The sequence below is a fragment of the Ramlibacter tataouinensis TTB310 genome (assembly GCF_000215705.1).
Taxonomy (GTDB): Bacteria; Pseudomonadota; Gammaproteobacteria; order Burkholderiales; family Burkholderiaceae_C; genus Ramlibacter; species Ramlibacter tataouinensis.
The window spans coordinates 1,425,229-1,444,924 of the sequence record NC_015677.1 but is presented as its reverse complement, the minus strand read 5'-3'; the positions used below and the strand labels follow the sequence as shown (position 1 = coordinate 1,444,924).

At 68.2% G+C, this 19,696-nt stretch carries 20 protein-coding genes and 1 other RNA gene; 7 read left to right on the top strand and 14 right to left on the bottom strand.

The window, feature by feature from the left end; all coding sequences use genetic code 11:
* Positions 1-2: 2 nt before the first annotated feature.
* The 9 genes from soxX to RTA_RS07040 form a co-directional block, all read right to left on the bottom strand.
* Complete coding sequence (gene soxX / locus RTA_RS07080) at positions 3-656, bottom strand: sulfur oxidation c-type cytochrome SoxX (RefSeq protein WP_013900702.1); 654 nt, start codon at positions 654-656, stop codon at positions 3-5.
* Between the two features lie 14 nt (positions 657-670).
* The gene (gene soxA / locus RTA_RS07075; protein WP_013900701.1) at positions 671-1,474 is read right to left on the bottom strand and encodes a sulfur oxidation c-type cytochrome SoxA; all 804 of its coding nucleotides are present in this window, start codon (positions 1,472-1,474) and stop codon (positions 671-673) included.
* A 57-nt stretch (positions 1,475-1,531) separates the two neighbouring features.
* On the bottom strand, positions 1,532-1,843 hold the full coding sequence (soxZ, locus tag RTA_RS07070; RefSeq protein WP_013900700.1) for a thiosulfate oxidation carrier complex protein SoxZ: 312 nt from the start codon (positions 1,841-1,843) through the stop codon (positions 1,532-1,534).
* 57 nt (positions 1,844-1,900) lie between these two features.
* Entirely contained in the window at positions 1,901-2,356 is a 456-nt protein-coding gene (gene soxY, locus RTA_RS07065) for a thiosulfate oxidation carrier protein SoxY (RefSeq protein ID WP_013900699.1), read from the bottom strand.
* A 74-nt stretch (positions 2,357-2,430) separates the two neighbouring features.
* Positions 2,431-3,525 (bottom strand): c-type cytochrome, encoded by a 1,095-nt coding sequence (locus tag RTA_RS07060; RefSeq protein WP_013900698.1) that lies wholly within the window; start codon positions 3,523-3,525, stop codon positions 2,431-2,433.
* Positions 3,509-4,873: a sulfite dehydrogenase gene (gene soxC / locus RTA_RS07055; protein ID WP_013900697.1), complete on the bottom strand. Its 1,365-nt coding sequence runs from the start codon at positions 4,871-4,873 to the stop codon at positions 3,509-3,511. Before soxC ends, RTA_RS07060 begins: the two co-directional genes overlap by 17 nt.
* Before the next feature lie 125 nt (positions 4,874-4,998).
* Positions 4,999-5,466: a thioredoxin fold domain-containing protein gene (locus tag RTA_RS07050; RefSeq protein WP_013900696.1), complete on the bottom strand. Its 468-nt coding sequence runs from the start codon at positions 5,464-5,466 to the stop codon at positions 4,999-5,001.
* Positions 5,463-6,428 carry an MBL fold metallo-hydrolase gene (locus tag RTA_RS07045; RefSeq protein ID WP_013900695.1) on the bottom strand — a complete coding sequence of 322 codons (966 nt, stop codon included), beginning with the start codon at positions 6,426-6,428 and terminating at the stop codon, positions 5,463-5,465. Before RTA_RS07045 ends, RTA_RS07050 begins: the two co-directional genes overlap by 4 nt.
* Positions 6,425-6,754, bottom strand: coding sequence for an ArsR/SmtB family transcription factor (locus tag RTA_RS07040; RefSeq protein WP_013900694.1), 330 nt, complete (start codon positions 6,752-6,754; stop codon positions 6,425-6,427). The genes RTA_RS07045 and RTA_RS07040 overlap by 4 nt, the downstream gene beginning before the upstream one ends.
* Before the next feature lie 205 nt (positions 6,755-6,959).
* Here RTA_RS07040 and RTA_RS07035 point away from each other — a divergent pair, with 205 nt between their 5' ends.
* The 3 genes from RTA_RS07035 to RTA_RS20630 all read left to right on the top strand — a co-directional run bounded on the left by RTA_RS07035 (position 6,960) and on the right by RTA_RS20630 (position 8,900).
* The gene (locus tag RTA_RS07035) at positions 6,960-7,271 is read left to right on the top strand and encodes a c-type cytochrome (protein ID WP_013900693.1); all 312 of its coding nucleotides are present in this window, start codon (positions 6,960-6,962) and stop codon (positions 7,269-7,271) included.
* A 9-nt stretch (positions 7,272-7,280) separates the two neighbouring features.
* Complete coding sequence (locus RTA_RS07030) at positions 7,281-8,555, top strand: NAD(P)/FAD-dependent oxidoreductase (protein WP_013900692.1); 1,275 nt, start codon at positions 7,281-7,283, stop codon at positions 8,553-8,555.
* Between the two features lie 129 nt (positions 8,556-8,684).
* Positions 8,685-8,900, top strand: coding sequence for a hypothetical protein (locus tag RTA_RS20630; RefSeq protein ID WP_143762921.1), 216 nt, complete (start codon positions 8,685-8,687; stop codon positions 8,898-8,900).
* A gap of 218 nt (positions 8,901-9,118) precedes the next feature.
* Here RTA_RS20630 and RTA_RS07025 read toward each other — a convergent pair whose 3' ends face one another.
* From RTA_RS07025 to ompA, 5 genes are all read right to left on the bottom strand, one after another.
* Entirely contained in the window at positions 9,119-10,081 is a 963-nt protein-coding gene (locus tag RTA_RS07025) for a carbohydrate kinase family protein (protein ID WP_013900691.1), read from the bottom strand.
* Between the two features lie 78 nt (positions 10,082-10,159).
* Positions 10,160-10,532, bottom strand: a transfer-messenger RNA (tmRNA) gene (gene ssrA, locus RTA_RS20160).
* Positions 10,533-10,545: 13 nt separating this feature from the next.
* Complete coding sequence (gene gph / locus RTA_RS07020; RefSeq protein ID WP_041675146.1) at positions 10,546-11,220, bottom strand: phosphoglycolate phosphatase; 675 nt, start codon at positions 11,218-11,220, stop codon at positions 10,546-10,548.
* Positions 11,220-11,921 (bottom strand): bifunctional 2-polyprenyl-6-hydroxyphenol methylase/3-demethylubiquinol 3-O-methyltransferase UbiG, encoded by a 702-nt coding sequence (gene ubiG / locus RTA_RS07015; RefSeq protein WP_013900689.1) that lies wholly within the window; start codon positions 11,919-11,921, stop codon positions 11,220-11,222. The genes gph and ubiG overlap by 1 nt, the downstream gene beginning before the upstream one ends.
* A gap of 91 nt (positions 11,922-12,012) precedes the next feature.
* On the bottom strand, positions 12,013-12,705 hold the full coding sequence (gene ompA, locus RTA_RS07010; RefSeq protein ID WP_013900688.1) for an outer membrane protein OmpA: 693 nt from the start codon (positions 12,703-12,705) through the stop codon (positions 12,013-12,015).
* A gap of 220 nt (positions 12,706-12,925) precedes the next feature.
* On the opposite strand from ompA, the gene gyrA reads away from it, so the two are divergent.
* The 4 genes from gyrA to RTA_RS06990 are packed head-to-tail and all read left to right on the top strand — an operon-like array spanning position 12,926 to position 19,538.
* Positions 12,926-15,562, top strand: a complete 2,637-nt coding sequence (gene gyrA / locus RTA_RS07005; RefSeq protein WP_013900687.1) for a DNA gyrase subunit A — start codon at positions 12,926-12,928, stop codon at positions 15,560-15,562.
* 7 nt (positions 15,563-15,569) lie between these two features.
* Positions 15,570-16,652 (top strand): prephenate dehydratase, encoded by a 1,083-nt coding sequence (gene pheA / locus RTA_RS07000; RefSeq protein ID WP_013900686.1) that lies wholly within the window; start codon positions 15,570-15,572, stop codon positions 16,650-16,652.
* Positions 16,653-16,659: 7 nt separating this feature from the next.
* The gene (locus RTA_RS06995) at positions 16,660-17,526 is read left to right on the top strand and encodes a prephenate dehydrogenase (protein ID WP_013900685.1); all 867 of its coding nucleotides are present in this window, start codon (positions 16,660-16,662) and stop codon (positions 17,524-17,526) included.
* Positions 17,527-17,546: 20 nt separating this feature from the next.
* Positions 17,547-19,538 carry a bifunctional 3-phosphoshikimate 1-carboxyvinyltransferase/cytidylate kinase gene (locus RTA_RS06990; protein ID WP_013900684.1) on the top strand — a complete coding sequence of 664 codons (1,992 nt, stop codon included), beginning with the start codon at positions 17,547-17,549 and terminating at the stop codon, positions 19,536-19,538.
* Positions 19,539-19,696 lie beyond the last annotated feature (158 nt).

The following is a 19,696-nucleotide window of genomic DNA, read 5'->3' as shown; positions in this document are numbered from 1 at the left end:
GGCTACTTGTTGACGGGTGACTGCGGGTCGAGCAGCAGCGCCATCAGATGCCTGATCTGCTGCTCGTTGAGGTTGCCCATGTGGCCCGAGCGCGGCATGTTGGAACAGGCGTTGTAGGCCTTGGCGTTCCAGATCTTGCCCCAGGTGTACTCGACGACGGGCCTGGCCGCGGTGCTGCCCGGGTCGGCGACACCCCTGAGCTTGCCGTAGTTGTACAGGCTGGGGCCGAGGGTGCCGAAGGAGATTTCCTCCTTGGAGATCTGGTGGCAGTTGTAGCAGTTGCCGCCGTTGACCGTGTTCGCCGCGTCGGTCCAGGTCAGGCCCCGGCCGCTCTGGGCAATGGCCTCCCCCTGCTTCCAGTCGCCAAGGAACTTGCCGTCCGAGGGCCACTTCACGGTCTTGAGGTTGGCTTCCTCGAGGCGCTTGGCGATCGCCGGGTCGAGCGGCTTGCCGACCACGTCGGCGGCGTTGCAGGCCTGCAGCGTTTCGTCGATGCCGGTCACCCGCTCCACCTTGGCGATGCCTTCGCTGCGGAACGAGGCTTTGACCATGTCCGCAGCCAGCTGGTCCGCCGAGGAACCGCCCCCCAGGGCGGCGCAGCCGACCGTCAGCGCCGCCACGAGGGCGGCGGCCCCACCGGAACGCGGTGTCTTCATGTCGTGTCTCTCCTTCAGCGCTTGAGGGTGGGAGCGGCCGACTTGGCGCCCTTGGCATTGACGCCCAGGTAGGTGCTCAGGGCGGTCAGTGCATCGCTTCCGAACTCCGGGTAGGGGAAGCGCTGCTGGCGGAAACAGTCGTTGAGCCGCAGTTGCATGCTCCACATCTGGCCGTTGGAGACGCGGTAGGCGGGCCACGCCGCGAAGCCGACGCCGTCGCCGGGGCTTCTGGTGAGGTTGGGCAGTTCCTGCAGCCGGATCCGCTTCCCCTCCTCGCCGTGGCAGGAGGCGCAGGAGAAGTCATGCGTGCCGCCACGCATGAAGAACATGCGCTTGCCCGCCTCGTAGAACGTGCGCTCCATGGGATGCGCCTGCGGCAGGTTGAAGGCCATGCCTTTGGATGCGGCAGCGATCCAGGTGGCCAGGGCCGTGACGTTGGCCATCTCGCCGCGGCCAAACGGCGTCTTGGCGATTTCCGCCGCGTTGAAGCCCTGCAGCCGCTCCATGCAGGTGACCAGACGCGACTCGAGGTCCTGCACCTTGCCGGTGTCGGCAAAGTAGCGCGGCAGCTCCACGAATGCGCCTTTCACAACCCCCGGGCCCTTGCCCAGATCGCAGCGTTCGAGCGACGCGGCTTTGGGCCCGCGCCGCTGCTTCCACAACTCCTCGCCCTTGGCTTCGAACAGCTCGGCAGGATTGCCGTCCGCCAGCATGGCGCGGTATTCCTCAATGGCCTCGGTGGTGGATTTCTGCGCCCATGCGGCGCTCCCCGCCATCAGGCCGACGCCCAGCATCAACGATGTGCGCACGGTCCTCATCAATCTCCCTCCAAATCTTTGGCGGCGTCCGGCCCTGGCGGCCGGCAGCTGCCGTCATTAGGAAACAGTTGCCTCGTCGGTGCGGCTGTCGCCCTTGTTGTCCTTCCAGCTCACCGCGATCTTGTCGCCGGCCTTGGCGTTCTTGACGGTGAATTGCAGGAAAGGGTTCTTGGCCACCGCCGGGCCCCATTCGGCCGTCATCACGTTCTTGCCGTTGTGGGCAACGCTCACCTCGATGATGTGCCAGGCCGGAATGACCTTGCCGCTTGCATCTCGGCGCTGGCCGGTTTCCATCTCGTGGCTCATGAGGACTCGCACGAGTGCGTTGCCCTCCTGGGCCTGGGCGCGGATGCGCATCGGATCTGCCATTTGGATATCTCCTGTTTGCTAGCTGTCGCTGCGGGGCGCGTTCTTCTTCCGACGGGTTCAGCCGCCGCAGCCGCCCAGCGTGACCTTGACTTCCTTCTTGGCGAACAACGCCCTGCCGTCGTTCATGACGGCCAGGGCGTAAACGTCGGAGGATTGGCCCATCTTCGCGCGCGTTGCGAAGTTCGGCACCACGGCGTCGCTCACGTTGAACATGGCCACCAGCACGTTCGGGTTCTTCTCTACCAGGATCAGCATGTGCTTCACGCCGGCCGCGGTGGTGGCGGCGCCCAGCGGCACAACCGCGCCGTTCTCGGCGATGTCGGGGCCCTGGATCGTGACCTCCTTGCTTTCCACCAACGTGTCGCCGCCGAAGGCTTTGGCGGCATCCAGCACCGACTTGGCCTCGAAGGCCTTCTTGTTGAAGGCGCGGGCCGGCAGGGGCAGCAGGCCGGTGGACGCCAGCGCGCCCACGAGTGCGACGGTCTGCTTCATGTTCTGGCGACGGGTTTGCATGCGCATCTCCTTGAATTTAAGTACATGCTAATAAAGTGATGGTAATCGGCCCACAGGGTTATCCCCCGCCCCGCTCATGGCGCACCGGCGGCGAGCCAGTTGCCAAGGAGCAGCGCATCGTCCTCGCCGAGCGATTGTGGCGGCATCGGGATGTTTCCCCAAGCGCCGATCCCGCCCGCGCGGATTTTTCCGCTCAGGTAGGCGGCGTTGCCTTTGTGCCTGCCCGCGATCTCGGCCCAGCTCGGCCCCACCAGCCTGCGGTCGGGCGCATGACAGGCCGTGCAGTTGCTGGCCTGAGCCAGGGCTCGGGCCCGGGCAGCCTCGGTGGCGCGCGCACCGGGGGGTCCGGCCTGCGCGACAACCTGCGGGGCGGCAGCGACGGGGGCTGCGCCGCCGGCAACCGGGCTGGCCGTGCGGGCGCCGCGCTGCGGCCCGACCAGGCGGTTCTGTTCGGCGAGGTTGCCATGGGCGTCGCGGGCGAAATCGGGCAGCATGGAAGCCACCTTGGGTTCCACCGAGCAATTGCTCATGCAGGTCGAGCCTTGCACGTCGGGAACCGTGGTGCCGTCGAATTCGCGCCCCGGCCACAGGCCGTGGTCGGTGGTCTTGCCATTGCGGTTCGGCAGCTTTTGCTGCACCTGGGTGATGTTGCCGTCGCGGAGTGTGAAGTCCGCCGGCACCACCCCGCCCAGGTGCAGGATGTAGGCCGTGACGCCATAGACCTCCTCCACGCTCAGGGATTTGGGGCTGTTCCACGGCATTGCCCGGTTGATGTAGTCCCACAAGGTCGAGACCTGGGACAGCTTCATCATGGTGGTGCGGCCGGGGTAATCGCTGCGCCGCAGATTGCCGACCCTTCCCGTCCTGGCGTCTTCGTCGGTCGTGCCGCCCACCAGGGGAGCGAATACCTCGTTCGATTCGCCGAACACGCCGTGGCAGGAGGCGCACTTGGCCTCCCACACCTCCTGGCCCTTGGCGACGGAGCCGCTGCCCTTGGGCAGGCCCTTGAAGTCGGGCCGCACATCGGTGTCCCAGGCCTGCACCTCCTGCGCCGTCGCGGCGCGGCCTATGCCGGGAAAGCGCTGGGCGGCGGGCATCGCCTGCGCCAGGACCTGCAGGGCCGCCAGCCCCAGCAACAGACCGCAGGCGCGCTTAAGCAAGCTGGACATTGCTCACCTCCCCGTCTTCCTTGATCAGCCAGGACTGTATGGCATTGTTGTGGTAGATGGAGCGCGAGCCGCGCACCGCCCGCAATTGCCGATAGGTGGGCTGCACATGGCCGGTGTCGTCGGTTGCGCGGCTCTGCACGATGGCCGGCCGGCCGTCCCATACCCAGTCGATGCTGAAGCGGGTCAGGCACTTGTCCAGCACCGGCGGCTGCAGCCGCGCCTGGCGCCAGTGACGCCCGCCATCGACGGAGACATCCACGCGCTTGACCTTCCCGCGGCCCGACCAGGCCAGGCCGCTGATGCTGTAGAACCCCTTGTCCAGCAGGACCTGACCGCCGGACGGGGTGGTCACCACGCTCTTGCACTCCTGGAGGCTGGTGTACTGCCGGTGCAGGCCGTCGGGCATTAGGTCCACATAGTGGAGCACCTCGTCCTTGGTCCCGTAGGGCATGTCGCCCACCTCGATGCGGCGCAGGTACTTGACCCAGCTGACCCCCTGCACGCCGGGCACCACCAGCCGCAGCGGATATCCGTTCTCGGGCCTGAGCATCTCGCCGTTCTGGCCCCAGGCGACCATCACCTCGCCGGAGCGCACCAGGCTCATGGGGATGGTGCGTGTCATGGACGAACCATCCGCCCCCTCGGCCAGCAGGAACTTGCCGCGGCTGAAGTCGGCTCCTGCCATCTCGAGCAGCGTGATCAGCGGCACGCCGGTGAATTCGCTGCAGGAAATCATGCCGTGCGTGTACTGCACTGTGGGCACGGCGACATTGCCCCATTCCATGCCGGTGTTGGCGCCGCATTCGAGGAAATGGAAACGCGAATGCGAAGGCAGCCGCATCAGATCGTCAACGGTGAAGACCTGGGGCGTCCTGACCAGACCGTTGATCATGAGGCGGTGCTTCGAAGGGTCGATGTCCCACCAGCCCTGGTGATGCCGCTCGAAATGCAGGCCGCTTGGCGTCACGATGCCGAACAGGGACTGCAGCGGCGCGAAAGAGACCGAGGCCTGGGTGGTCTGGGTCAGGCCCGGGCTCTGACGCCGCTGCAGGTTGGCTTCGTAACGCGACGGCTTGCCATAGCCGTCGGTGACCACCGGCCGTCCCAGGCCCCGCGTGTGTTCCGGCAGGTTGACGATGTTCGGATCCGCGGCCGCGCCCGGCGCGGGAGCCTGCCGGGCGGGCGCCGGGGCGGCCAGCCCCGCGGCCGCTGCTGCAAAGGCGCCGCGGATGAAGCCGCGCCGGCCGTTGCGCGCTTCCTGCATCACCGCCGCGATGGCCGCACGGTCCAGGAAACTCTCAGGCGCCTTGCGCAGGCGCCCTTGCCTTGGGTCTTGCATGTCGGCCATCCTGTTCTCTACCCTCTTCGGTCCATCAGAATATCATCATTGGTGAATATATCGATCAATCGCAGCCAGCACCATCCCCTTTGATCGGGGCAAACCCTGAATATCCGCGACGGCGCGCCCGAACCTCAGGGCCGGACCGCGCCGCGCGCCCGGTGCAGGCGCTCTTCGAGGTAGGCGCCGTAGAAGTCGGCGGCAGCCCCCACCAGCCTGGGCGCCACCTCCCTGGCGCCGCGGCCGAAAAACAACAGCGTCGGCGCGGTGTCCACGCGCCATGCGCGCACCATCTCCTCATGGGTGCGCCAGGCACCGGCGAAGTCCTGCAGCGCCTGGCGGCTGCCCATGTCCACCTGCACCACGGGCAAGGCGTGGCCGTGCCGCAGGGGCGCCAGGTAACTCTCGCGCACCAGCTTGCACCAGGGACAGCCCTCGAGACTGACCAGCACCAGCAGCGGCTGCCCGGTCGCCAGGGCGGCGGCAAGCTCGTCCCCGAGCGAGCGCGGGGCCGGCAGCAGCGGCTTGCGCTCCCGTTGGGCAGCCCCTGCCAAGGTCGTCAGGCACAGCGACACCAAGCCCGCGAACAGGCGGCGCCTCAACGCTCCTCCCGCTCCATCAGGAGGTAGGTGTTGTAGGCGTTCATCCGGTTAGCCACGCGGAACAGCGGCAGCTGCTCGAAACGCGACCAGTCGGTGCGGGCATAGGCCTGGTCGAACGGCTCCATCTCGCGCGCCGCTCGGCCCATGGTTTCGCGTAGGTGGCCCAGGTAGTCGCGCATGAGTTGCACGTCCTGTCGCGCCGAGGTGGACAGCGGCCCATGCCCGGGCACGATCACATGGGCGTCCAACGCCAGAAGGGTGTCCAGCGCCCTGATCCACCGCCCGCTATTGGCCTGGCCAACGAAGGGGAGGCGGCCGCGAAAGACGAGATCGCCAGCGAACAGCACTTTCTCCGAGGGCAGGAACACGACCAGGTCTTCCGGCGTGTGCGCCGGCCCCACCGGGATCAGCGAAAGACGCACGCCGCCCAGCACCAGTTCGCGCCGGCTGCCGATCCACTCGTCGGCATGCACCAGCCGGGTCTGCTCGTCGACCCAGGGGGCCAGTTCGACCCGCGAGGCGGCCAGGCGCGAGGCGGCGGCGTCGGAGTGGAGGTACTCCAGCGCACCAGGACCGGCCAGGATGCGCGCGCCCGCCGCCTGGAACTCCTGCAAGCCGTAGATGTGGTCGGCGTGGTAGTGGGTCACGATCACATGCGTCACCTTGCGCCGGCTGACCCGCCAGATCTCCGCCATCAGCTCCCGGGCCAGCCGAGGGGAACCCAGGGCATCGATCACCACGACACCTTCGGGCGTGGCGATGAAGCCGGCGTTGGAGATGAAGTTGCGGTTGGCGGCCGTGCCCAGCGCCGATAACCCCTGGACGTACCAGGCGGAAGGAGACACCTGCACGGCCGCGACTGCGGCCGTGGCCTGCGTTTGCGCCATGACATGGGCCGGCACCACAGCCGCCAACCCGAGCGCCGCGCCCGCACCCAGGGCCAGGCGCCTGGCAGGGCTCACCTCGAGTCCGCCTCGATCGCGATCTGGGTGCATACCGCCCGGCACAGCGTCACCACCCTGTCGTTAATGATGCGGTAGTAGATCTGCACGCCCTCGCGCCGCCGGCCCAACACGCCCGCCTGGTAGAGCGTGTTGAGGTGCTGGGACATGTTGGGCTGGGTGGTGTCGATCTCCTCCAGCAGCTGGCTCACGTTCTTCTCGCCCTGGCACAGGCTGCTGATGATCTTCAGGCGCATGGGCGCCGCCATCACGCGGAACACCTCCGCGGCCAACTCGAAGACCTCGTCCGATTCGGTAGCGCTAGCGGCGGATGCACGTTTTGCCATGGGGCTCCCAGCAAGATGGACTCGTGTCGCGCAGCCCAGGAGAAGGGAGCAACGTCCATGCAATATCATTATTTCATTGAGTAGCGATGTTTTCAGCCCGCAGCCCGTCAAAGCCCCGGGGTTTACCCGGTGGTTGCAGGTCCGGCTGCTTCGCTAGAACAACAAAGGCGGCCAAGCCGGCCGCACGACCGGAGGAACAACCGACATGCTGCACCAACTGATTGCCGCAGCCCTGATGGCGGGCCTGCCCGCACTGGCCTGCGCCCAGCAGGCCCAGGCCTTCCACCTGCAAGGCCTGGCGGCGACCTGCGCCAGCTGCCACGGCACCCATGGCCGGGCCGCCGAAGGATCGCCCCTTCCTTCGCTGGCGGGCATGCCGCGAGACAGGATGGTGGCGCAGCTGAAGGCTTTCAAGGCCGGCACACAGCCTGCGACCATCATGCACCAGCTGGCCAAAGGCTACAGCGACGCGCAGATCGAACAGCTCGCCGGCTACTTCGCCGCCCAGAAGCGATAGGAGGCCACGATGCAACGCCGATCCTTCCTGCACTCCGCCGCCGGTCTTTCCCTGCTCGGCCTGGGCGCCTGCGCCACCAGCTCCATCCCGTCCAGGGCCCGGGTGGTGGTCGTTGGCGGCGGCTATGGAGGCACGACGGCTGCCAAGTACGTGCGCCTGCTGTCCGACCACAAGATCGACGTGGTGCTGATCGAACCCAACGAGGCATTCGTCTCCTGCCCCATCTCCAACCTGGTGGTCGGCGGGAGCCGGCAGCTGGGCGAGATCACCCTGCCCTACACCGGCCTGGCCCGTCACCATGGAGTCACAGTGGTCAGGGACAGCGCGCGTGCCGTCGACACCTCGCGCAAGACCGTCACCCTCGCCGGCGGCGCGACGATAGGCTATGACAAACTGGTCATGTCGCCCGGCGTCGACCTGATGTTCGACACCGTCGAGGGGCTGCAGGCCGCGCACGCGGGCGGCACCGTGCTGCATGCGTGGAAGGCCGGGCCCGAAACGGTCGCCCTTCGGCGGCAGCTGCAAGCCATGCCCGACGGCGGCGTCTTCGCCATCACCATTCCCGAGGCGCCCTACCGCTGCCCGCCGGGGCCGTACGAACGGGCCTGCCAGGTAGCCTGGTATTTCAAGAATGCCAAGCCGCGCAGCAAGGTGCTGGTGCTGGACGCGAACGCCGACGTCACCTCCAAGGCGGCGCTTTTCAGGAAGGTTTGGGCCGAGCAGTACAAGGACATCGTGGAGTACCGGCCACAGCACAAGGCAACGGCCGTGGACGGGCGCAAGGGGGTGGTGAGGTTCGAGGTGCAGGACGACGAGAAGGCCGACGTGCTGAACGTGCTGCCGTCCATGCGCGCCGGCCTGGTCGCCGTCCAGGCCGGGCTGAACAACCAGGCCAACAGCCGATGGTGCGGCGTGGACTACCTCACTTTCGAATCGACGGCTGCGAAGGACGTGCACGTCTTGGGCGATTCGATCCAGATCGCCCCGGCCATGCCCAAGAGCGGCCATATGGCCAACAGCCACGCCAAGGTGGCCGCCGCGGCCCTCGTGGCCCGGCTTTCGGGCTGGGAACTGAACCCTGCCCCCATGCTCAACAACACCTGCTACAGCTTCGTGGATGACCGCAACGTGGTGCACGTCGCGAGCGTCCACGAGTACGTCGCGGCCGAGAAGACGTTCAAGACCGTGGCGGGCTCGGGTGGCCTGAGCACGGCGCCCAGTGAGCTGGAGGGCGTCTACGCCTGGAACTGGGCCCGGAACATCTGGGCCGATTCGCTGGCCTGAAAATCCGCAGGAGGAAGCTGGACCGGGCGGCGCCGTTCAGGCACATTTGCGCCTGAACAACGCCGTCCGCTGAATGGCAATGACGGCCTGCGATTTCGGCGAAAATCGCAGGCATTCAATAGCTCAACCATGCTGCTTTCTCGAGCTCGATTTCTCATCGCCGTGCTGGTGCTGCCTGCCTTGCTCTGGCTGGCTGCCTTCGTCACCCTTGGTCGTCATCTGAAAGTATGGGAAGGGGCGGCAATCGTGGTAGCTTGCCCGGTGCTGCTTGCCTGGCTTCGGGGACGCCAGCTGCGTCGGGAACGCCAAGAGCTCGAAAGCATGCGGGACTCGGCGCTTTGGTAACTGCCAGCCGCGTGTGTTGGTGACTTGCTAAAAAAAAGGCCGTCCGGTGGATATCACCGGACGGCCTTGTACCTTGTATTGGTGGGCTGGCGGGAATTGAACCCGCGTCCGCAAGCCTTCTCCGCGCAGATCTCTTGCGCCCCTTGCCCAGTGTTGCCGCCGACCACCGCGCCGGCGCCGGGAACAGAATGCTACTTGGACCTCAATTGCAAGACCAACTAGCAGCAGGTGGAACGCAGATCGGCTCGCCGGGGCAGGTCGGCACCGCGACGCGTACAGGTGATCGCAGCTGCCTTGGCAGAAAAGTCGAGTGCCGCCAGTACGTGCTCACGGGTCGCATCGTGCAGCGCAGGCGCTGACAGTGCTCCGGTTTCAGCCAGATAGGCCAGCAAGGCAGCCTGGAAGGTGTCGCCGGCGCCCACCGTATCCACCACCTGGACGGGCGATCCCGGAACCTCGACCACACCCGCCGGCGTGTAAGCCACTGCTCCGCGGGCCCCGCGCGTGACCACCACCCAGGCGACACCCTCCCGGCGCCAGCCTTCGGCCAGCGTGGCCTCGTTTCCGCCGGGATGCAGCAAAACCAGGTCCTCCTCGCTGAGCTTGAGCAGGTCGGTGCGCGGCAGCATGCGGGCAAGGACCGCCCGCCATGCGTCCACCCGCGGCTCGACGTTCAGGCGGACGTTCACGTCGTAAGCGATCAGCCGCCGGCCGTGCTCGCGCTCGACCAGGCCCAGCAGCGCCGATGCGACCGGCTCGACCACCATGGCATACGACCCCAATTGCAGCACCCCGGCGCTGTCAGGCAAGGCAGGGAGGGTGGCCAGCGTGAGCTGGCGGTCCGCCGAACCGTGGCCGTAGAAGGCGTAGGACGGCACACCGGAGTCGTCCAACCCGACGAGCCCCAGTGTCGTGGGGGCGTCGACGCGAACGACGCAGCGCTCGTCGACCCCTTCGTCCCGCAGCGCGCGAAGCAACCGTTGGCCCAGGAAGTCACTGGACAGGGCGCCCAGGAAGGCGACCGGTTGCCCCAGGCGCGCCAGGCCCAGGGCGACATTGAAGGGCGAACCGCCCATGCGCGCGTCAAGGCCGAAGCCGACGGCCGTCGGGGCGCCCGAAAAAACGTCAAACAGCGCCTCGCCGCAGACGATGAACGTAGGAGGAAGTGCCTGCATCGCCATCACAGTTGCCTCAAAGGTCGATCTTCCAAATGAAAAGGCCGCCCAACGAATCGCGTTGGACGGCCTTCGATGCCGAATTGGTGGAGCTGGCGGGAATTGAACCCGCGTCCGCAAGCCTTCTCCGCGCAGATCTACATGTTTAGCGCTCTGGTTTGGATCTCGCCGCGGGCATCGCGCAGACGCACGCTATGCCAGCCGCCAGTGCCCTATTTTCTCGTCCCGACCCAAGGCACCCGGATCAGGACCAGCCAATGTGAATTCCCTCACAGCCGGGAGCTTGCGCCCCTTGCCCAGCCCATCGGCCAACTGTTGTGAGGCTCACCGGTGTTTAAGCGGCGAGTGCGAAACGTTCGTCGTTTGCAGTTACTTGGTTTCAGCGGATTAACGAGGTGACTGAACCTCGACATGCCCTGCTGCGTGTCCGAACCCACGTCGAAACCAGTGCAGCCCCAGGAGGTCGTATTTTAAGCCGTCCGGCCCGATTGCAAGAGCGGCAGCAGATCCAGGGGCGAACCGATGCGGGCATCGGCCCCCCAGGCCACCGTGTCGGCGTTGCTGCCGAGGTAGCCATAGGTGGCGGCCACCGTCGGCATGCCCGCCGCGCGGCCGGCCACGATGTCGCGCTCGTCGTCGCCCACGTAGACGCAGGCCGCCGGCGGCAGGCCGAGCTGGCGGGCCGCCTCCAGCAGCGGCGCCGGGTGCGGCTTGGCATGCGGCGTGCTGTCGCCGCCGACCACCGCACGGGCGCCCGCGAACAGGGGCATGGCGCGGGTCAGCGGGCCGGTGAAGCGCATGGACTTGTTCGTCACCACGCCCCAGGCCAGGCCGCGGTGCTGCAGCGCGGCGATGAGCTCGGCCACGCCCTGGAAGGCATAGGTCAGCTGCGTCATGCGCCGCTCGTAGTTGCGGAAGAACTCCTCCCGCATGGCCGGGAAGTCCGGATGTTCCGGTCCCATTCCGAAGGCGATGCCCAGCATGCCGCGCGCGCCGGCGCCGGCCATGGGGCGGTAGCGCTCCAGTGGCAGCGACGCCAGGCCGCGGTCGGTGCGCATCTGGTCCGCGGCAGCGCCCAGGTCCGGCGCGCTGTCGATCAGGGTGCCGTCCAGGTCGAACAGCACGGCTTGGGCGTGGCCGAACATCAGGCTTTGCGCGCGGCCAGCAGGTAGTTGACGCTGGTGTCGCCCGAGAGCTTGTAACGCCGCGTCAGCGGGTTGTATTCCAGCCCGCGCATCTGGGACAGGCCCAGGCCGGCCGCGCGGCAGTGCGAGGCCAGCTCGCTAGGACGGATGAACTTGAGGTATTCATGCGTGCCCCGCGGCAGCAGGCCCAGCACGTACTCGGCGCCGACGATCGCGAACAGGAAGGCCTTGGCGTTGCGGTTGATGGTGGAGAAGAACACCCATCCGCCGGGTTTGACCAGCGCGGCGCAGGCGCGCACGGCGGACGCCGGGTCGGGCACGTGCTCGAGCATCTCCATGCAGGTCACCGCATCGAAGCTGGCCGGCGCTTCGGCCGCCAAGGCCTCGACGCTGATCTCCCGGTACTCGATTCCGGGCGTCTGCGCCTCCAGCGCATGCAGCTGGGCCACCTTGAGGGCCTTGGCGGCCAGGTCGATGCCCAGCACCGATGCGCCCTTGCGCGCCATGGAGTCGGCCAGGATGCCGCCGCCGCAGCCCACATCGAGCACGCGGCGTCCGGCCAGGGGGCATTGCGCGTCGATCCACTCCAGGCGAAGCGGATTGATGTCGTGCAGCGGACGGAATTCGCTTTCGGGGTCCCACCAGCGATGGGCGAGTTCGGAGAACTTGGCCAGTTCGGCCGGATCGGCATTCACAGTCATGCGTTGATTCTCGCGCCGCCGGCGCGCCCAAGTAAAAGGCCCCGCATCGCGGGGCCTTTTTTTCACCTCAGGCCGCAGGCCTGTGCAAGGCTTATCGATTGGCGCGGGTACCGACCACCTCGATTTCCACGCGGCGGTTCTTGGCGCGGCCGCCGGCGGAGCGGTTGTCGGCCACGGGCTGGGCCTCGCCCTTGCCTTCGGTGTAGACGCGGTTGTTCTCGATGCCCTTGGACACCAGGTAGGACTTGACCGCCTCGGCGCGGCGCACCGACAGCTTCTGGTTGTAAGCGTTGCCGCCCACGGCGTCGGTGTGGCCCACGGCGATCACCACTTCCAGGTTGATGTCCTTGACCTTGCTGACCAGGTCATCGAGCTTGGCACGGCCTTCGGGCTTGAGAACGGCGCGGTCGAAGTCGAAGAAGGCGTCGGCGGCGTAGGTCACCTTGGTGGCTGCGGGCGGAGCGGGCGGGGGCGGGGGCGGGGGCGGCGGGGGCGGAGCGACCGGTGCGGGAGCCGCAGGCGGCGGAGGCGGGGCAGCGACGACCGGCGCGGGGGCCGGGGCCAGGGCGCCGTCGCAGCCGGTGCCGGCGGTCGCGGGGGTCCAGGAGGCATCACGCCAGCACAGCTCGTTGGTGCCGTTCCTCCAGGTGATCTCGCCGGTGCCGTTGGTCCAGTTGTCCACCTGGTTGCCACCACCTGCTGCGGCCACGCGTGTTTGCGCGCCAGCGGCCGTGGCCAGGGCGGCGGAAGCAAACAACAGCGCCATCTTGTTCAGTTTCTTCATGGTTCTCCTCTTAAGGGGAAAAAGCCGCAGCCGTGCTGCGTGAACGCTACGATTCAGGTGACCATTCACCGAAAACGTCCAAAGAATTGTGCCACACGCCCTTACACACTCGCTTCCAGCCGAGCTTGGCCCGTCGTAGGACAAAACCTCTTTCCGGACTCGCTGTTGCGACCTTGCGACAAGCTAAAATCGCGAGTTCTGCGCCGCTTCCCCCTGCCCCATGACCCAGTTCGCCAAGGAAACACTGCCCATCAGCCTCGAAGAGGAGATGCGGCGCAGCTACCTCGATTACGCCATGAGCGTGATCGTCGGACGGGCCCTGCCCGATGCCCGTGACGGGCTCAAGCCGGTGCACCGGCGCGTGCTGTACGCGATGCATGAGCTCAACAACGACTGGAACCGGCCGTACAAGAAATCGGCCCGCATCGTCGGCGACGTCATCGGCAAGTACCACCCGCACGGCGACCAGTCCGTCTACGACACCATCGTGCGGCTGGCGCAGGACTTCTCCATGCGCCACATGCTGGTGGACGGCCAGGGCAACTTCGGCTCGGTCGACGGCGACAACGCCGCGGCCATGCGCTACACCGAGATCCGCCTGGCCAAGATCGCGCACGAGATGCTGGCCGACATCGACAAGGAGACGGTCGACTTCGGCCCCAACTACGACGGCAGCGAGAAGGAGCCGCTGGTCCTGCCGTCCAAGCTGCCCAACCTGCTGGTCAACGGCTCGGGCGGCATCGCGGTGGGCATGGCCACCAACATCCCGCCGCACAACCTCAATGAGGTGGTGGACGCCTGCCTGCACCTGCTGAAGAACCCGCAGGCCTCGCTCGAAGAGCTGATGGAGATCGTGCCGGCGCCGGACTTCCCCACCGCCGGCATCATCTACGGCATCAACGGGGTCAAGGAAGGCTACCGCACCGGCCGCGGCAAGGTGGTGATGCGCGCCAAGTGCCACTTCGAGGACATCGACCGCGGCCAGCGCCAGGCCATCATCGTCGATGAGCTGCCCTACCAGGTCAACAAGAAGACGCTGCAGGAGCGCATGGCCGAGCTGGTCAACGAGAAGAAGCTCGAGGGCATCAGCCACATCCAGGACGAGAGCGACAAGTCGGGCATGCGCCTGGTGATCGAGCTCAAGCGCGGCGAAGTGCCCGAGGTGGTGCTGAACAACCTCTACAAGCAGACCCAGCTGCAGGACACCTTCGGCATCAACATGGTGGCCCTGGTGGACGGCCAGCCCAAGCTGTGCAACCTGAAGGACCTGGTCGACATCTTCCTGCAGCACCGCCGCGAGGTGGTCACGCGGCGCACCGTCTACAACCTGCGCAGGGCGCGCGAGCGCGGCCATGTGCTGGAAGGCCTGGCGGTGGCGCTGGCCAACATCGACGAGTTCATCCGCATCATCCGGCAGGCGCCCACCCCGCCGGTGGCCAAGGCCGAGCTGATGAACCGGCCCTGGGACTCCAGCCTGGTGCGCCAGATGCTCACCCGCGCGCGCGAGGACGGCAGCGTGGTCAACGCCGACGACTATCGCCCGGAGGGGCTGGACCGGCAGTACGGCCTGGGCGGCGACGGCCTGTACCGCCTGTCCGACACGCAGGCCTCCGAGATCCTGCAGATGCGCCTGCAGCGCCTGACCGGCCTGGAGCAGGACAAGATCGTCGCCGAGTACAAGGACGTGATGGCCGAGATCGAGGACCTGCTCGACATCCTGGCCAGGCCGGCGCGGGTGGCCACCATCATCGGCGAGGAGCTCACCGCGCTGAAGCAGGAGTTCGGCCAGACCAAGATCGGCGCGCGCCGCTCCGTGGTCGAGCACAACGCCCAGGACCTGGCCACCGAGGACCTGATCACGCCCACCGACATGGTGGTCACGCTCAGCCATTCGGGCTACATCAAGAGCCAGCCGCTGTCGGAGTACCGCGCGCAAAAGCGCGGCGGCCGCGGCAAGCAGGCGACCGCGACCAAGGAAGACGACTGGGTCGACCAGCTGTTCATCGCCAACACGCACGACTGGATCCTGTGCTTCTCCAACCGCGGCCGCATGTACTGGCTCAAGGTCTGGGAAGTGCCGGCCGGCTCGCGCGGCTCGCGCGGCCGGCCCATCGTCAACATGTTCCCGCTGGCCGAGGGCGAAAAGATCAACGTGGTGCTGCCGCTGACCGGCGAGTTCCGCAGCTTCCCGGCCGACCACTACGTGTTCATGGCCACCTCCATGGGCACGGTGAAGAAGACTGCGCTGAACGAGTTCAGCAACCCGCGCAAGGCCGGCATCATCGCGGTCGACCTGGACCCGGGCGACTATCTCATCGGCGCATCGCTGACCGACGGCAAGCACGACGTGATGCTGTTCTCCGACGGCGGCAAGGCCGTGCGCTTCGACGAGAACGACGTCCGCCCCATGGGCCGCGCCGCCCGCGGCGTGCGCGGCATGACGCTGGAGGACGGCCAGAGCGTGATCGCCATGCTGGTGGCCGAGGACGAGTCGCAGTCCGTGCTCACCGCCACCGTCAACGGCTTCGGCAAGCGCACGCCCATCACCGAGTACACGCGCCATGGCCGCGGCACCAAGGGCATGATCGCCATCCAGCAGAGCGAGCGCAACGGCAAGGTGGTGGCCGCCACGCTGGTGCATGCCGACGACGAGATCATGCTGATCACCGACAAGGGCGTGCTGGTGCGCACCCGCGTCAGCGAGATCCGCGAGCTCGGCCGCGCGACCCAGGGCGTGACGCTGATCGGGTTGGACGAGGGCTCCAAGCTCAGCGGCCTGCAGCGCATCGTGGAGAACGACGCGCAGGCGGCCGAAGGCGAACCGGCCGACGCCGCCCCCGGCGACAGCGAAGACTGACGCCGCCATGGCGAAGAACCTGGGCGAGCTGAGGACGGCGATCGACGCGGTGGACCGCGAGCTGCTGGCCTTGCTGAACCGGCGCGCGGCGCTGGCCGGCCAGGTCGGCGAACTCAAGCGCGCCGAGGGCTCGACCGTGTTCCGTCCCGAGCGCGAAGCCCAGGTCATCCATGGCCTGCAGCAGGCCAATCCCGGCCCGCTCAAGGCAGGCAACGTGGCCACCATCTGGCGCGAGATCATGTCGGCCTGCCGGGCCCTGGAGGCGCCGCAGCGGGTGGCCTACCTGGGGCCGGCCGGCACCTTCAGCGAGCAGGCGGCGCTGCACTTCTTCGGCTCCAGCATCGAGCATGTCCCCTGCGTCAGCTTCGACGAGGTGTTCCATGCGGCCGCGGCCGGCACCGCCGACTTCGGCGTGGTGCCGGTGGAGAACAGTACGGAGGGCGTGGTCACGCGCTCGCTGGACCTGCTGCTGCAGTCGCCGCTGCACATCGTGGGCGAGGTCAGCCTGCTGGTGCGCCACCACCTGCTGCGCCTGGCGCCGTCGCTCGGGGGCATCGAGGCGGTGCTGGCCCATCCGCAGGCGCTGGCGCAGTGCCAGGGCTGGCTGAACAAGCACCTGCCCGGCGCCGAGCGCCGTGCCGTGGCCAGCAATGCCGAAGGGGCGCGGCTGGCCGCGGGCAATCCGGCGTGGGCCGGCATCGCCAGCGAGCGGGCCGGCAGCGAGTTCGGCCTGCACCTGGCGGCGCACGCCATCCAGGACGACGCCTTCAACCGCACCCGCTTCGCGGTGGTCTGCCTGCCGCAGACGCTGGAGGCGCCGCGGGCCTCGGGCCGCGACTGCGTCAGCCTGGTGGTCTCGGTGCCCAACCGGCCCGGCGCGGTGCACGACATCCTGGTGCCGCTCAAGCGCCACGGCGTGTCGATGACGCGCTTCGAGTCGCGCCCCGCCCGCTCCGGCCAGTGGGAATACTTCTTCTACATCGACGTGCAGGGCCATCCCTCGCAGCCGCATGTGGCCGCCGCACTCCAGGACCTGCAGTCCCTGTGCGCCTTCTACAAGGTGCTGGGCACCTACCCTGCGGGTGAATAAGGACCACATGTTCGAGCAATTGGGGCTGATCGGCTGCGGCCTGATGGGCGGATCGTTCGCCCTGGCGCTCAAGCGCGCCGGCCTGGTCAAGCGCGTGGTGGGCTACAGCAAGTCGCCCTCCACGACCGAAAAGGCGCGCCAGCTGGGCGTGATCGACGTGGAAGCGCCGTCCGCCCTGCTCGCCGTCTCGGGCGCCGACGTCGTGCTGGTTGCGGTGCCGGTGGCGGCCACCGAGGCCACCTTCAAGGCGATCCGCCACCTGGTGGACCGCGACATGCTGATCATGGACGTGGGCTCGACCAAGCGCGACGTGATCGATTCGGCGCGCCGGGCGCTGCGCGAGAACGTCGGCGCCTTCGTGCCCTGCCACCCGGTGGCCGGCAAGGAGGTGTCCGGCGTCGAGCATGCCGACCCGGACCTGTACTCCGGCAAGCAGGTGGTGCTCACGCCCATCGAGAAGACGCAGGTGGCGCAGCTGGCCAAGGCCGAGGCGCTGTGGGATGCCCTGGGCTGCCACGTGCTGAAGATGTCGCCGGAGGCGCACGACTCGGCCTTCGCGGCCGTGAGCCACCTGCCGCACATGGTTGCCTTCGCGCTGGTCAACGCGATCGTCTCGCAGCCCACCGGCCCGGACTTCCTGTCGCTGGCCGGCCCGGGGTTTCGCGACTTCACCCGCATCGCCGCCAGCGACCCCAAGGTCTGGCGCGACATCCTGATGGCCAACCGGCAGGAGCTGCTGGAGCAGTCGCGCCTGTTCCAGAGCAGCCTGGCGGGGCTGGAGAAGCTGCTCGAGAGCGGCGACGGCGAAGGCCTGGAAAGCCTGATCGGCCAGGCCAGCAGCACGCGCGCGCGCTGGCGCATGGGCAAGAAGTAGCGCTCCAACCCGCCGCGCCGATGTTCGCCACGCCCTTCCTGGACATCCCGCCGCTGGACGGCGCCGAGGGCGCTGTCGCCCTGCCCGGCTCCAAGAGCATCTCCAACCGCGTGCTGCTGCTGGCCGCGCTGTGCGAGGGCCGCACCCGGGTGCACGACCTGCTGGACTCGGACGACACCCGGGTCATGCTGGAGGCGCTGCGCCAGCTGGGCTGCGGCGTGGCGCGGCAGGCGGACGGGGTGGAGCTGACGGGCCTGGGCGGCCGCGCACCCGCCTCCCCGGCCCGCCTGTTCCTAGGCAACGCCGGCACCGCGATGCGGCCGCTGGCCGCGGCGCTGGCCGTGCTGGGCGGCGACTACGAGCTGTCGGGCGTGCCGCGCATGCACGAGCGCCCGATCGGCGACCTGGTGGATGCGCTGCGCCAGCTCGGCTGCCGCATCGACTACCTGGGCCGGGAGGGCTATCCGCCGCTGCGCATCGGCCAGCCCCGGCTGCAGCTGGATGCGCCCATCCCGGTGCGCGGCGACGTGTCCAGCCAGTTCCTCACCGCCCTGCTGATGGCGCTGCCCCTGGTGGCCCGGCAGGACATCGTGGTCGAGGTGGCCGGCGAGCTGATCTCCAAGCCCTACATCGAGATCACGCTGAACCTGCTGGCGCGGTTCGGCGTGTCCGTGCGGCGCGACGGCTGGCAGCGCTTCACCATCCCGGCCGGCAGCCGCCTGCGTTCGCCCGGCGACATCCACGTCGAGGCCGACGCCTCCTCCGCCAGCTATTTCATCGCCCTGGGCGCGATCGCCGCGAACGGCCCCCGGGGCATCGCCATCGAGGGCCTGGGCCGCGATTCCATCCAGGGCGACATCCGCTTCCTGGAAGCGGCGCAGGCGATGGGCGCCAGCGTGGCCAGCGGCGCCAACCGCATCGAGGTGCGGCGCGGCCGCTGGCCGCTGGCGGCCATCGACCTGGACTGCAACCACATCCCCGACGCCGCCATGACGCTGGCCGTGATGGCGCTGTACGCCGACGGCACCAGCCGGCTGCGCAACATCGGCAGCTGGCGCGTCAAGGAGACCGACCGGCTGGCCGCCATGGCGGCCGAGCTGCGCAAGCTGGGCGCGGCCGTCGAGGAAGGCGCCGACTTCCTGCGCATCACGCCGCCGGCCCAGTGGCGGGCCGCGCGCATCCACACGTACGACGACCACCGCATCGCCATGTGCTTCTCGCTGGCCGCCTTCAATCCCGAAGGCATGCCGGTGCGCATCGAGGATCCGAAGTGCGTGGCCAAGACCTTCCCCGACTACTTCGAGACCCTGTTCTCGGTGGTTCGCACCACGGCGCCGCACATCCCGGTGATCTGCGTGGACGGGCCCACGGCCTCCGGCAAGGGCACGCTGGCTTCCGAAGTGGCGCGCCGCCTGGGCTACCACTACCTGGACTCGGGCGCGCTCTACCGCATCACGGCGCTGGCGGCCACGCGGGCCGGCCTGGCCCTGGACCTGGCCCATGAGCACGGCATCGCCAGGATGGCCGAGACGCTGCCGGTGCGCTTCGTGGACGGCCGGGTGCTGCTGGGCGGGGACGACGTGACGGACGCCATCCGCACCGAGGAGGCGGGCATGAACGCCTCGCGGGTCTCGGCCCTGCCCGCGGTGCGCACGGCGCTGGTGGCGCTGCAGCAGAGCTTCCGCCGCCTGCCCGGCCTGGTGGCCGACGGCCGCGACATGGGCACCGTGATCTTCCCGGACGCGGCGCTCAAGGTGTACCTCACCGCCAGCGCCGCCCAGCGTGCCGAGCGGCGCCATAAGCAATTGAATCTAAAGGGGATTCCCACTACAATCACGGCTCTTCGCGCCGACCTGGAAGCGCGCGACGCCCGCGACTCGCAGCGGACCGTCGCGCCTCTGAAGCCGGCGCAGGATGCCCTGCTACTGGACAACTCGGAGCAATCGGTCGATGAATCGGTGGCCCAGGTCCTCCGGTGGTGGGACGAGAAGCAGCCGTTCCGGTCCGCTTGAACGGCTGCCGCAGAGCCACCATCTCTGTATCGGGCCCCCGTCGCTGCCCTTCGCGCGCCAGCGCACCCGGCGATGGGGATCGTCAACGCAACCCGCGGCACCAGCCGCAGCAATCGCCGTCCGCAGCCATAGAAACACCCGGCAATGGTGCCGGTGGA

Excerpts from the sequence above, each read along its gene's own strand:
- RTA_RS07060 (WP_013900698.1), bottom strand. The coding sequence starts at position 3,525 with ATGTCCAGCTTGCTTAAGCGCGCCTGCGGTCTGTTGCTGGGGCTGGCG.
- pheA (WP_013900686.1), top strand. The coding sequence starts at position 15,570 with ATGGCGAAGAACCTGGGCGAGCTGAGGACGGCGATCGACGCGGTGGAC.
- soxZ (WP_013900700.1), bottom strand. The coding sequence starts at position 1,843 with ATGGCAGATCCGATGCGCATCCGCGCCCAGGCCCAGGAGGGCAACGCA.
- ompA (WP_013900688.1), bottom strand. The coding sequence starts at position 12,705 with ATGAAGAAACTGAACAAGATGGCGCTGTTGTTTGCTTCCGCCGCCCTG.
- RTA_RS20630 (WP_143762921.1), top strand. The coding sequence starts at position 8,685 with ATGCTGCTTTCTCGAGCTCGATTTCTCATCGCCGTGCTGGTGCTGCCT.
- gph (WP_041675146.1), bottom strand. The coding sequence starts at position 11,220 with ATGTTCGGCCACGCCCAAGCCGTGCTGTTCGACCTGGACGGCACCCTG.
- soxC (WP_013900697.1), bottom strand. The coding sequence starts at position 4,873 with ATGGCCGACATGCAAGACCCAAGGCAAGGGCGCCTGCGCAAGGCGCCT.
- ubiG (WP_013900689.1), bottom strand. The coding sequence starts at position 11,921 with ATGACTGTGAATGCCGATCCGGCCGAACTGGCCAAGTTCTCCGAACTC.
- soxX (WP_013900702.1), bottom strand. The coding sequence starts at position 656 with ATGAAGACACCGCGTTCCGGTGGGGCCGCCGCCCTCGTGGCGGCGCTG.
- RTA_RS07040 (WP_013900694.1), bottom strand. The coding sequence starts at position 6,754 with ATGGCAAAACGTGCATCCGCCGCTAGCGCTACCGAATCGGACGAGGTC.
- RTA_RS07025 (WP_013900691.1), bottom strand. The coding sequence starts at position 10,081 with ATGGCGATGCAGGCACTTCCTCCTACGTTCATCGTCTGCGGCGAGGCG.
- RTA_RS07030 (WP_013900692.1), top strand. The coding sequence starts at position 7,281 with ATGCAACGCCGATCCTTCCTGCACTCCGCCGCCGGTCTTTCCCTGCTC.
- soxY (WP_013900699.1), bottom strand. The coding sequence starts at position 2,356 with ATGCAAACCCGTCGCCAGAACATGAAGCAGACCGTCGCACTCGTGGGC.
- gyrA (WP_013900687.1), top strand. The coding sequence starts at position 12,926 with ATGACCCAGTTCGCCAAGGAAACACTGCCCATCAGCCTCGAAGAGGAG.
- soxA (WP_013900701.1), bottom strand. The coding sequence starts at position 1,474 with ATGAGGACCGTGCGCACATCGTTGATGCTGGGCGTCGGCCTGATGGCG.
- RTA_RS07035 (WP_013900693.1), top strand. The coding sequence starts at position 6,960 with ATGCTGCACCAACTGATTGCCGCAGCCCTGATGGCGGGCCTGCCCGCA.
- RTA_RS06990 (WP_013900684.1), top strand. The coding sequence starts at position 17,547 with ATGTTCGCCACGCCCTTCCTGGACATCCCGCCGCTGGACGGCGCCGAG.
- RTA_RS06995 (WP_013900685.1), top strand. The coding sequence starts at position 16,660 with ATGTTCGAGCAATTGGGGCTGATCGGCTGCGGCCTGATGGGCGGATCG.